Annotated in this window: 1 protein-coding gene (cut by a window edge); it reads left to right on the top strand. The window is 67.6% G+C overall.

All coding sequences use genetic code 11. The features are described 5' to 3' along the window. The first annotated feature begins 51 nt into the window (after window positions 1-51). Window positions 52-13,563: the start of a non-ribosomal peptide synthase/polyketide synthase gene (locus MCBMB27_RS04065; protein WP_472436455.1), read on the top strand. The gene runs 18,144 nt beyond the window's last position; the window shows 13,512 of its 31,656 coding nt (coding positions 1-13,512); it begins with the start codon at window positions 52-54; the stop codon falls past the right edge of the window.

Genomic DNA, 13,563 nt, shown 5'->3' with positions numbered 1-13,563 from the left:
GCCATTCCAAAGTTGATCTTGAAGAATGGATTGATTTTGATCTCATCGATCATGAGGTCGCACATTAAATCAACTGCCCCTGCTGGAGCCGTTGTCGCAATTTATTCTGAAGGTTGGCGTATTGCCACCAATGATTACGATGTAATAATCGGTGGGTTGATCTGCCCAGCCGATTTAAATGCTAACTCAAGACAGATCGCCGGAATATGTTCTGTTCATGTCGGATATCAATTGCCAATCCTATCGCAGGAGGCTCGTGATTCTATAACGGGATGCTATGAAAATTCTTGTCGCCATGAGCCTTTTTGGAGGCAATTGATTGGTAAGGCATTCTCGTCAGTGTCCCACAAAAATTTCGGTACTGCAGATCGGTGGCGCTTTGGTGCGTGGAAAAATGTTAAATCGCCAACCGAACTTCCGACTGCGGAACTATGTTCAGTTTTGTTGTCGTCTTTTGCTCTAATGCTTTGGGTGTATTCTGGTAAAAATGACATTTTGCTTGGTTGGGTAAGTAGGCATGAGTTTTTTAAGCGGCCGTATGCTGATAAGATTTATTCGCGGCTCTTTCCTGTTGCACTCAATTTGGAGGAACACAAGACATTTGGCGATCTTAGCAATTACATTAAAGTTATTGCAGAAGAATTCGATTGCAGGCTGCCTTTCCCAGTTGATTTAATATTCAGAGATCCAACACTTAGGCAACAATGGAAGAATTATGGCGGCGTGCCATATCATGGCTTTGTCTATTGTTCGAATTTTGACGATAATCAGGCGGTGGAATTTGATTGCAATGGCGCTGGAAAATTTGGATTGCAGTTATGTGTTTCAAGTGCAAAATATAGATTGTGCTACAATGATGAATTGGTTAGTGAACAGGAGTTTGGTTATGTCACAGATCGGTTCAATGATATAGTTCGCAATGTCCAATCCTTACCTTCGGCACGCGATCTTCCGGTCCGTCGGCTCGACGTGCTGCCTCGGGCGGAGCGCGAGCTTCTGCTCGAGACCTGGAACCGCACCGAGGCGGCCTATCCCTCGGAGCTGTGCGTCCACCAGCTGTTCGAGGAGCAGGTGCGCCGCAGCCCGGACGCGACCGCCCTGGTGCAGGACGAGGTCAGCCTCAGCTACGGCGAGTTGAACCGGCGTGCGAACCGCCTGGCGCATCACCTGATCGGCCTGGGGGTCCGACCCGACGAACGGGTGGCGATCTGCCTGGAGCGCAGCCCGGCGATGGTGGTCGGGCTTCTGGCGATCCTGAAGGCGGGCGGGGCCTACGTGCCGCTCGATCCGGCCTACCCGTCGGAGCGCCTGGGCCGGATCCTGGCGGATGCGGGTCCGCGGCTACTGCTGACGGACGGCGTCGGGCGCGCGGTTCTGGGCGAGGCCTGTTCCGGGCACACGGTGCTGGCGCTCGACCGGCCGCTGCCCGGCGAGGCCGGGCTGCCCGAGGGCGATCCCGATCCGGCCGAGCTCGGCCTCACCGCCGGCCATCTCGCCTACGTCATCTACACCTCCGGGTCCACCGGAACGCCAAAAGGTGCGCTCAACGAGCATAGAGCCATCGTCAACCGTCTAATTTGGATGCAGCAAACCTACCGTCTCAGCCAGCAGGACGTGGTGTTGCAGAAGACGCCCTTCAGCTTCGACGTCTCTGCCTGGGAATTCTTCTGGACGCTTCTTGCGGGGGCGACGCTCGTACTCGCTCTCCCAGAAGAGCATAAAGATCCTGCCGCGCTCATCAGATCGATCAACCGGCGGGGGGTGACGACAATCCACTTCGTGCCCTCGATGCTATCGGTCTTCCTCGAGACAGAGGGGGCGGCCAGCTGTGCGTCGTTGTTGCGGGTCATCTGCAGCGGTGAGGCGCTGCAGGCTGCCAGCCTTCGCAAGTTCTGCCATTTGTTGCCGCGGGCCGAGTTGCACAACCTCTATGGTCCGACCGAGGCGGCGATCGATGTCACGTCGTGGCGATGTCCGGCTGGTTATGCGGGCGATGTTGTGCCGATCGGTCGTCCGATCGCCAACACGCGGATCTACATCCTGGACGGGTCCGGCGCGCCGGTGCCGCTGGGCGCCGTGGGCGAGCTGTACATCGGCGGCGCGGGCGTGGCCCGGGGCTACCTCAACCGCCCCGACCTGACCGCCGAGCGCTTCCTGAAGGACCCGTTCAGCCCCGCACCGGGCGCGCGGATGTACCGGACCGGCGATCTGGCCCGCTACCTGCCCGACGGCAACATCGAGTTCCTCGGTCGCAACGACGATCAGGTCAAGATCCGCGGCTTCCGCATCGAGCCGGGCGAGATCGAGGCGCGCCTGGCCGAACACGCCGCCGTGCGCGAGGCCGCCGTCGTCGCCCGGGGCGAGGGCTCGGCCCAGCGCCTGGTCGCCTACGTGGTGGCCGCGCCGGAGGAGGATCTCGCCGGATCGCTGCGCGCCCATCTGAGCGCCCGCCTGCCCGACTACATGGTCCCGGCCGCCTTCGTGCGCCTCGACGCCCTGCCGCTCACCCCCAACGGCAAGCTGGACCGCCGCGCGCTGCCGGATCCGGACGTCGACGCCTACGCCCGCCAGGCCTACGAGCCGCCGCGGGAGGGGATCGAGGCCGTCCTGGCCGGCCTCTGGCAGGAACTGCTCGGGGTCGAGCGGGTCGGCCGCCACGACAGCTTCTTCGAACTCGGCGGCCACTCCCTCCTGGCCGTTCGCCTGCTCAGCCGCCTGCCGCAGGCCCTGGGCGTGCAGCTGCCTCTGGCGGCCCTGTTCGGCAGCCCGGATCTGGCCGGCTTGGCGGCGACCATCGACGGCGCCCTTGTCCGTTCAGGGCCCCAGGCGCTGCCGTCGATCGAGCCGGTCTCCCGTGACGCGCCTCTGGCGCCGTCCTTCGCCCAGCAGCGCCTGTGGTTCCTGGCGCAGCTCGATGGCGTGAGCGCGACCTACCACGTGCCTCTGGCCCTGCGCCTGCGCGGAGAGCTCGACGTCCCGGCTCTGCAACGAAGCCTGGATCGGATCCTGGACCGTCACGAGGCCCTGCGCAGTCTGTTCAGCGCCCCCGAGGGCCTGCCTCGGGTCGAACTGCTTCCGTCCGGAACCGGCCTGCCCCTCGCCCGGCACGACCTGTACGGTGCCGCCGATGCAGAGGTGCAGCTTGAGCGGCTGTGTGCCCAGGAGGTCCAATCCCCGTTCGATCTGGCCCGAGGGCCCTTGATCCGCGGCTGCCTGATCCGTCTGGGAGAGGCCGACCATGTCTTCGTGCTGACCCAGCACCACATCGTCTCCGACGGCTGGTCTGCCGCCGTGCTGCTCAGGGAACTCGGGTCTCTGTACGCCGCCTTCAGCCAGGGGCGCCCGGACCCTCTGGCACCTCTGGCGCTTCAGTACCCGGACTACGCGGCTTGGCAGCGCCGCTGGCTCAGCGGCGAGCGCCTCGAGGCCCAGGCTGGATACTGGCGCCGGGTTCTGGCGGATGCGCCGGTCCTGCTCGCCCTGCCGACCGACCGTCCGCGTCCGGCCCAGCAATCCTTCGCCGGCGGCTCGCTCCCGGTGCGCATCGAGGCCAGCCTGTCCCGGGCGCTCAAGGATCTGAGCCGGCAACACGGCGTGACCTTGTTCATGACCGTGCTCGCGGCTTGGGCCGCGGTGCTCGCTCGGCTGTCCGGTCAGGACGACCTCGTCATCGGCACGCCGACGGCCAACCGTGGCCGGACGGAGACGGAGGGGCTGATCGGCTTCTTCGTGAACACGCTGGCCCTGCGGCTCGACCTGTCGGGTGAGCCGGCTGTGGGCGAAGTGCTGGCTCGGGTGCGTCGGGCCGCCCTGGACGCGCAGGACAACCAGGATCTGCCCTTCGAGCAGGTGGTCGAGATCGTCCAGCCGCCGCGGCGTCTGGATCACACGCCGCTGTTCCAGGTCATGTTCGCTTGGCAGAACACCGAGGAGGCCAGGCTGGTCCTGCCGGGGCTGGAGGCCGAGCCGGCTGGGCTTCCGTACGATGTGGCCAAGTTCGACCTCGAGTTGTCTCTGTCCGAGAGCGAGGACGGCATCGGCGGCGCCCTTGGCTACGCGACGGCGCTGTTCGATGCCGCAACGGTCGAGCGGCATCTGGGCTATCTGCTCACCGTGCTCGAAGCCATGGTCGCCGAGCCGGCCCTTCCGGTCCGTCGGCTCGACGTGCTGCCCCGGGCGGAGCGCGAGCTTCTGCTCGAGACCTGGAACCGCACCGAGGCGGCCTATCCCTCGGAGCTGTGCGTCCACCAGCTGTTCGAGGAGCAGGTGCGCCGCAGCCCGGACGCGACCGCCCTGGTGCAGGACGAGGTCAGCCTCAGCTACGGCGAGTTGAACCGGCGTGCGAACCGCCTGGCGCATCACCTGATCGGCCTGGGGGTCCGACCCGACGAACGGGTGGCGATCTGCCTGGAGCGCAGCCCGGCGATGGTGGTCGGGCTTCTGGCGATCCTGAAGGCGGGCGGGGCCTACGTGCCGCTCGATCCGGCCTACCCGTCGGAGCGCCTGGGCCGGATCCTGGCGGATGCGGGTCCGCGGCTACTGCTGACGGACGGCGTCGGGCGCGCGGTTCTGGGCGAGGCCTGTTCCGGGCACACGGTGCTGGCGCTCGACCGGCCGCTGCCCGGCGAGGCCGGGCTGCCCGAGGGCGATCCCGATCCGGCCGAGCTCGGCCTCACCGCCGGCCATCTCGCCTACGTCATCTACACCTCCGGATCCACCGGAACGCCAAAAGGCGTCATGGTCGAACATCGGGGATTGAATAATCTTATCTGTTGGCATGTCGATAGATTTGATCTTGTTCTTGGGTGTAGATGTACTGTAGCGGCCAATCTATCTTTTGATGCTAGCGGTTGGGAGTTGTGGCCTGCAATTGCCAGCGGATCTATGGCAATTCTATTATCAAAAAGTGCCACCAATGATGTCGTTAAGACGGTTCACTGGCTTGTCAATGAAAAGGCAAGCGTAAAATTTATGGCGACCGCGCTATTTAATGCCGCCAAAGATCAAGTGCAGTCCGATAGCGATCTCGAATATGTTCTGGTTGGCGGTGATCGCCTGACTAACGATGTTGGTCAATTCGTTTCAGGGGCCAAGTTAGTTAATAATTATGGTCCGACCGAGACGACCGTTGTTGCAACGTCGTGGCAATGTCCGGCTGGTTATGCGGGCGATGTTGTGCCGATCGGTCGTCCGATCGCCAACACGCGGATCTACATCCTGGACGGGTCCGGCGCGCCGGTGCCGCTGGGCGCCGTGGGCGAGCTGTACATCGGCGGCGCGGGCGTGGCCCGGGGCTACCTCAACCGCCCCGACCTGACCGCCGAGCGCTTCCTGAAGGACCCGTTCAGCCCCGCACCGGGCGCGCGGATGTACCGGACCGGCGATCTGGCCCGCTACCTGCCCGACGGCAACATCGAGTTCCTCGGTCGCAACGACGATCAGGTCAAGATCCGCGGCTTCCGCATCGAGCCGGGCGAGATCGAGGCGCGCCTGGCCGAACACGCCGCCGTGCGCGAGGCCGCCGTCGTCGCCCGGGGCGAGGGCTCGGCCCAGCGCCTGGTCGCCTACGTGGTGGCCGCGCCGGAGGAGGATCTCGCCGGATCGCTGCGCGCCCATCTGAGCGCCCGCCTGCCCGACTACATGGTCCCGGCCGCCTTCGTGCGCCTCGACGCCCTGCCGCTCACCCCCAACGGCAAGCTGGACCGCCGCGCGCTGCCGGATCCGGACGTCGACGCCTACGCCCGCCAGGCCTACGAGCCGCCGCGGGAGGGGATCGAGGCCGTCCTGGCCGGCCTCTGGCAGGAACTGCTCGGGGTCGAGCGGGTCGGCCGCCACGACAGCTTCTTCGAACTCGGCGGCCACTCCCTCCTGGCCGTTCGCCTGCTCAGCCGCCTGCGTCAGCTCGGCTACGCCGCAGAAGTCCGGGATCTGTTCGCCAGCCCTACCCTGGAGGCCTTTGCCGCCGTTCAGTATCAGGACGGGAAGGTCGCACTCCCAGATTACGTGATCGCGGCAGGAACCCGTGTGATCACGCCGGGCATGCTGCCGCTGATCGAGCTGACGCAGGCGGATATCGAGCGCATCGTCGCGGGTGTTCCCGGGGGCGTGGGGAACGTCCAGGACATCTACAGCCTGTCCCCTCTGCAGGACGGGATACTGTTCCATCACCTGCTGGCCAGCGACGGCGATCCCTATCTCCAGGCCAGCCAGATGGCCTTCCCCGATCGCGCGCTTCTCGATCGGTATCTTGCGGCCATGCAACGGGTGGTCGATCGCCACGACATCCTGCGCACCGCCTTCGTGTGGGATCAGCTGTCCGTTCCGGCTCAGGTGGTCTGGCGCAAGGCGCCGCTCGTCGTCACGGAGGTCGAGCTCGATCCCCATGGCGGTCCCGGCCCCGAGCAGATGGCGCGCCGCTTCGATCCGCGCCACTTCCGGATCGATCTGACCCAGGCCCCCCTGCTGCGCTATGCCATCGCGCGCGAGCCCGGCACTGAGCGCTGGCTGGTGCACGAACTTCAGCATCACCTCATTGTCGATCACTCCACCTTGGAGGTGAGCCGGGCGGAGGTCGAGGCGTTTCTCTCCGGCCGCGGCGCGGAGTTGGCCCCGCCCCGTCCCTATCGCGACCTGATCGCGCAAGCGCGCCTGGGCATCCCGCAGGAGGAGCACGAGCGCTTCTTCCGCAGCATGCTGGCCGACATCGATGAGCCGACCGCCCCGTTCGGCCTGCTGGATGTGCGCCGCGACGGCACCGCCGTGCAGGAGGCGCGGTGGGACCTGCCTCCAGGGCTCAACGACCAGCTCCGCGCCCAGGCCCGGCGGCTCGGCGTCAGCCTGGCCAGCCTGTGTCACCTCGCCTGGGGACAGGTGATCGCTCGAACCAGCGGCCGTGAGCAGGTCGTGTTCGGCACGGTCCTGTTCGGGCGCATGCGGGCCGGCGACGGCGCCGATCAGGCCATGGGCCTGTTCATCAACACGCTGCCGTTGCGGCTTGATCTCGGTGACGTCGATGTCGAGACAAGCGTGCGCCAGACCCATGCCCGGCTCGCCGACCTGCTGCGCCACGAGCACGGCTCGCTCGCCCTGGCCCAGCGCTGCAGCGCCGTGGCCGCGCCGACCCCGCTGTTCAGCGCCCTGCTCAACTACCGGCACAACGTCGCCGCGCCTGCCGTCGAGGACCGATCCCACGCCCTGGCGGGGATCGAGTGGCTCGGAGATGAGGAGCGCACGAACTACCCCTTCATCCTGGCGGTCGAGGATTACGGCCACGCCCTCGGCCTGACGGCACAGGTCGTTCAGCCGCTCTCCCCCGACCGGGTCTGCGCGCTCATGCGGCGATCGCTGGAGAGCCTCGTCGAGGCGCTGGAGCACGCCCCCACCACGCCGGTCCGTCGGCTCGACGTGCTGCCCCGGGCGGAGCGCGAGCTTCTGCTCGAGACCTGGAACCGCACCGAGGCGGCCTATCCCTCGGAGCTGTGCGTCCACCAGCTGTTCGAGGAGCAGGTGCGCCGCAGCCCGGACGCGACCGCCCTGGTGCAGGACGAGGTCAGCCTCAGCTACGGCGAGTTGAACCGGCGTGCGAACCGCCTGGCGCATCACCTGATCGGCCTGGGGGTCCGACCCGACGAACGGGTGGCGATCTGCCTGGAGCGCAGCCCGGCGATGGTGGTCGGGCTTCTGGCGATCCTGAAGGCGGGCGGGGCCTACGTGCCGCTCGATCCGGCCTACCCGTCGGAGCGCCTGGGCCGGATCCTGGCGGATGCGGGTCCGCGGCTACTGCTGACGGACGGCGTCGGGCGCGCGGTTCTGGGCGAGGCCTGTTCCGGGCACACGGTGCTGGCGCTCGACCGGCCGCTGCCCGGCGAGGCCGGGCTGCCCGAGGGCGATCCCGATCCGGCCGAGCTCGGCCTCACCGCCGGCCATCTCGCCTACGTCATCTACACCTCCGGATCCACCGGAACGCCAAAAGGCGTCATGGTCGAACATCGGGGATTGAATAACCTCGCGCGGTCGCAGATCTCGATATTCGATGTTCAGGCTTCCAGTCGGGTGATGCTTTTTGCATCGTTCAACTTCGACGCGAGCATATCTGAGATCGTGATGGCCCTGCTGTCCGGGGCATCTCTACATGTGCCGGTCGAGATCGAGCGAACGACTGGATTGTCGGATTACGTAATATCTGAAGGGATTACGCACGCGACGTTGACGCCGGCCACTTTGAGATCCGTGGACACGGCAGGCAAGCTCGAGGCGCTGCACGCTCTGGTTATCGCAGGAGAGGCACTCGCTCGCGACCTGATCGACAGACTGCCGCGCAGCGTATCGGTCTTCAACGCGTATGGCCCGACGGAATCGACCGTTTGCGCTTCGGTCTGGCCGCGCCCGGCTGGTTATGCGGGCGATGTTGTGCCGATCGGTCGTCCGATCGCCAACACGCGGATCTACATCCTGGATGGGTCCGGCGCGCCGGTGCCGCTGGGCGCCGTGGGCGAGTTGTACATCGGCGGCGCGGGCGTGGCCCGGGGCTACCTCAACCGCCCCGACCTGACCGCCGAGCGCTTCCTGAAGGACCCGTTCAGCCCCGCACCGGGCGCGCGGATGTACCGGACCGGCGATCTGGCCCGCTACCTGCCCGACGGCAACATCGAGTTCCTCGGTCGCAACGACGATCAGGTCAAGATCCGCGGCTTCCGCATCGAGCCGGGCGAGATCGAGGCGCGCCTGGCCGAACACGCCGCCGTGCGCGAGGCCGCCGTCGTCGCCCGGGGCGAGGGCTCGGCCCAGCGCCTGGTCGCCTACGTGGTGGCCGCGCCGGAGGAGGATCTCGCCGGATCGCTGCGCGCCCATCTGAGCGCCCGCCTGCCCGACTACATGGTCCCGGCCGCCTTCGTGCGCCTCGACGCCCTGCCGCTCACCCCCAACGGCAAGCTGGACCGCCGCGCGCTGCCGGATCCGGACGTCGACGCCTACGCCCGCCAGGCCTACGAGCCGCCGCGGGAGGGGATCGAGGCCGTCCTGGCCGGCCTCTGGCAGGAACTGCTCGGGGTCGAGCGGGTCGGCCGCCACGACAGCTTCTTCGAACTCGGCGGCCACTCCCTCCTGGCCGTTCGCCTGCTCAGCCGCCTGCCGCAGGCCCTGGGCGTGCAGCTGCCTCTGGCGGCCCTGTTCGGCAGCCCGGATCTGGCCGGCTTGGCGGCGACCATCGACGGCGCCCTTGTCCGTTCAGGGCCCCAGGCGCTGCCGTCGATCGAGCCGGTCTCCCGTGACGCGCCTCTGGCGCCGTCCTTCGCCCAGCAGCGCCTGTGGTTCCTGGCGCAGCTCGATGGCGTGAGCGCGACCTACCACGTGCCTCTGGCCCTGCGCCTGCGCGGAGAGCTCGACGTCCCGGCTCTGCAACGAAGCCTGGATCGGATCCTGGACCGTCACGAGGCCCTGCGCAGTCTGTTCAGCGCCCCCGAGGGCCTGCCTCGGGTCGAACTGCTTCCGTCCGGAACCGGCCTGCCCCTCGCCCGGCACGACCTGTACGGTGCCGCCGATGCAGAGGTGCAGCTTGAGCGGCTGTGTGCCCAGGAGGTCCAATCCCCGTTCGATCTGGCCCGAGGGCCCTTGATCCGCGGCTGCCTGATCCGTCTGGGAGAGGCCGACCATGTCTTCGTGCTGACCCAGCACCACATCGTCTCCGACGGCTGGTCTGCCGCCGTGCTGCTCAGGGAACTCGGGTCTCTGTACGCCGCCTTCAGCCAGGGGCGCCCGGACCCTCTGGCACCTCTGGCGCTTCAGTACCCGGACTACGCGGCTTGGCAGCGCCGCTGGCTCAGCGGCGAGCGCCTCGAGGCCCAGGCTGGATACTGGCGCCGGGTTCTGGCGGATGCGCCGGTCCTGCTCGCCCTGCCGACCGACCGTCCGCGTCCGGCCCAGCAATCCTTCGCCGGCGGCTCGCTCCCGGTGCGCATCGAGGCCAGCCTGTCCCGGGCGCTCAAGGATCTGAGCCGGCAACACGGCGTGACCTTGTTCATGACCGTGCTCGCGGCTTGGGCCGCGGTGCTCGCTCGGCTGTCCGGTCAGGACGACCTCGTCATCGGCACGCCGACGGCCAACCGTGGCCGGACGGAGACGGAGGGGCTGATCGGCTTCTTCGTGAACACGCTGGCCCTGCGGCTCGACCTGTCGGGTGAGCCGGCTGTGGGCGAAGTGCTGGCTCGGGTGCGTCGGGCCGCCCTGGACGCGCAGGACAACCAGGATCTGCCCTTCGAGCAGGTGGTCGAGATCGTCCAGCCGCCGCGGCGTCTGGATCACACGCCGCTGTTCCAGGTCATGTTCGCTTGGCAGAACACCGAGGAGGCCAGGCTGGTCCTGCCGGGGCTGGAGGCCGAGCCGGCTGGGCTTCCGTACGATGTGGCCAAGTTCGACCTCGAGTTGTCTCTGTCCGAGAGCGAGGACGGCATCGGCGGCGCCCTTGGCTACGCGACGGCGCTGTTCGATGCCGCAACGGTCGAGCGGCATCTGGGCTATCTGCTCACCGTGCTCGAAGCCATGGTCGCCGAGCCGGCCCTTCCGGTCCGTCGGCTCGACGTGCTGCCCCGGGCGGAGCGCGAGCTTCTGCTCGAGACCTGGAACCGCACCGAGGCGGCCTATCCCTCGGAGCTGTGCGTCCACCAGCTGTTCGAGGAGCAGGTGCGCCGCAGCCCGGACGCGACCGCCCTGGTGCAGGACGAGGTCAGCCTCAGCTACGGCGAGTTGAACCGGCGTGCGAACCGCCTGGCGCATCACCTGATCGGCCTGGGGGTCCGACCCGACGAACGGGTGGCGATCTGCCTGGAGCGCAGCCCGGCGATGGTGGTCGGGCTTCTGGCGATCCTGAAGGCGGGCGGGGCCTACGTGCCGCTCGATCCGGCCTACCCGTCGGAGCGCCTGGGCCGGATCCTGGCGGATGCGGGTCCGCGGCTACTGCTGACGGACGGCGTCGGGCGCGCGGTTCTGGGCGAGGCCTGTTCCGGGCACACGGTGCTGGCGCTCGACCGGCCGCTGCCCGGCGAGGCCGGGCTGCCCGAGGGCGATCCCGATCCGGCCGAGCTCGGCCTCACCGCCGGCCATCTCGCCTACGTCATCTACACCTCCGGATCCACCGGAACGCCAAAAGGCGTCATGGTCGAACATCGGGGATTGAATAACCTCGCGCGGTCGCAGATCTCGATATTCGATGTTCAGGCTTCCAGTCGGGTGATGCTTTTTGCATCGTTCAACTTCGACGCGAGCATATCTGAGATCGTGATGGCCCTGCTGTCCGGGGCATCTCTACATGTGCCGGTCGAGATCGAGCGAACGACTGGATTGTCGGATTACGTAATATCTGAAGGGATTACGCACGCGACGTTGACGCCGGCCACTTTGAGATCCGTGGACACGGCAGGCAAGCTCGAGGCGCTGCACGCTCTGGTTATCGCAGGAGAGGCACTCGCTCGCGACCTGATCGACAGACTGCCGCGCAGCGTATCGGTCTTCAACGCGTATGGCCCGACGGAATCGACCGTTTGCGCTTCGGTCTGGCCGCGCCCGGCTGGTTATGCGGGCGATGTTGTGCCGATCGGTCGTCCGATCGCCAACACGCGGATCTACATCCTGGACGGGTCCGGCGCGCCGGTGCCGCTGGGCGCCGTGGGCGAGCTGTACATCGGCGGCGCGGGCGTGGCCCGGGGCTACCTCAACCGCCCCGACCTGACCGCCGAGCGCTTCCTGAAGGACCCGTTCAGCCCCGCACCGGGCGCGCGGATGTACCGGACCGGCGATCTGGCCCGCTACCTGCCCGACGGCAACATCGAGTTCCTCGGTCGCAACGACGATCAGGTCAAGATCCGCGGCTTCCGCATCGAGCCGGGCGAGATCGAGGCGCGCCTGGCCGAACACGCCGCCGTGCGCGAGGCCGCCGTCGTCGCCCGGGGCGAGGGCTCGGCCCAGCGCCTGGTCGCCTACGTGGTGGCCGCGCCGGAGGAGGATCTCGCCGGATCGCTGCGCGCCCATCTGAGCGCCCGCCTGCCCGACTACATGGTCCCGGCCGCCTTCGTGCGCCTCGACGCCCTGCCGCTCACCCCCAACGGCAAGCTGGACCGCCGCGCGCTGCCGGATCCGGACGTCGACGCCTACGCCCGCCAGGCCTACGAGCCGCCGCGGGAGGGGATCGAGGCCGTCCTGGCCGGCCTCTGGCAGGAACTGCTCGGGGTCGAGCGGGTCGGCCGCCACGACAGCTTCTTCGAACTCGGCGGCCACTCCCTCCTGGCCGTTCGCCTGCTCAGCCGCCTGCCGCAGGCCCTGGGCGTGCAGCTGCCTCTGGCGGCCCTGTTCGGCAGCCCGGATCTGGCCGGCTTGGCGGCGACCATCGACGGCGCCCTTGTCCGTTCAGGGCCCCAGGCGCTGCCGTCGATCGAGCCGGTCTCCCGTGACGCGCCTCTGGCGCCGTCCTTCGCCCAGCAGCGCCTGTGGTTCCTGGCGCAGCTCGATGGCGTGAGCGCGACCTACCACGTGCCTCTGGCCCTGCGCCTGCGCGGAGAGCTCGACGTCCCGGCTCTGCAACGAAGCCTGGATCGGATCCTGGACCGTCACGAGGCCCTGCGCAGTCTGTTCAGCGCCCCCGAGGGCCTGCCTCGGGTCGAACTGCTTCCGTCCGGAACCGGCCTGCCCCTCGCCCGGCACGACCTGTACGGTGCCGCCGATGCAGAGGTGCAGCTTGAGCGGCTGTGTGCCCAGGAGGTCCAATCCCCGTTCGATCTGGCCCGAGGGCCCTTGATCCGCGGCTGCCTGATCCGTCTGGGAGAGGCCGACCATGTCTTCGTGCTGACCCAGCACCACATCGTCTCCGACGGCTGGTCTGCCGCCGTGCTGCTCAGGGAACTCGGGTCTCTGTACGCCGCCTTCAGCCAGGGGCGCCCGGACCCTCTGGCACCTCTGGCGCTTCAGTACCCGGACTACGCGGCTTGGCAGCGCCGCTGGCTCAGCGGCGAGCGCCTCGAGGCCCAGGCTGGATACTGGCGCCGGGTTCTGGCGGATGCGCCGGTCCTGCTCGCCCTGCCGACCGACCGTCCGCGTCCGGCCCAGCAATCCTTCGCCGGCGGCTCGCTCCCGGTGCGCATCGAGGCCAGCCTGTCCCGGGCGCTCAAGGATCTGAGCCGGCAACACGGCGTGACCTTGTTCATGACCGTGCTCGCGGCTTGGGCCGCGGTGCTCGCTCGGCTGTCCGGTCAGGACGACCTCGTCATCGGCACGCCGACGGCCAACCGTGGCCGGACGGAGACGGAGGGGCTGATCGGCTTCTTCGTGAACACGCTGGCCCTGCGGCTCGACCTGTCGGGTGAGCCGGCTGTGGGCGAAGTGCTGGCTCGGGTGCGTCGGGCCGCCCTGGACGCGCAGGACAACCAGGATCTGCCCTTCGAGCAGGTGGTCGAGATCGTCCAGCCGCCGCGGCGTCTGGATCACACGCCGCTGTTCCAGGTCATGTTCGCTTGGCAGAACACCGAGGAGGCCAGGCTGGTCCTGCCGGGGCTGGAGGCCGAGCCGGCTGGGCTTCCG

Source organism: Methylobacterium phyllosphaerae, assembly GCF_001936175.1.
GTDB classification, from domain to species: domain Bacteria; phylum Pseudomonadota; class Alphaproteobacteria; order Rhizobiales; family Beijerinckiaceae; genus Methylobacterium; species Methylobacterium fujisawaense.
This window is presented reverse-complemented; position numbering and strand designations above follow the sequence as displayed.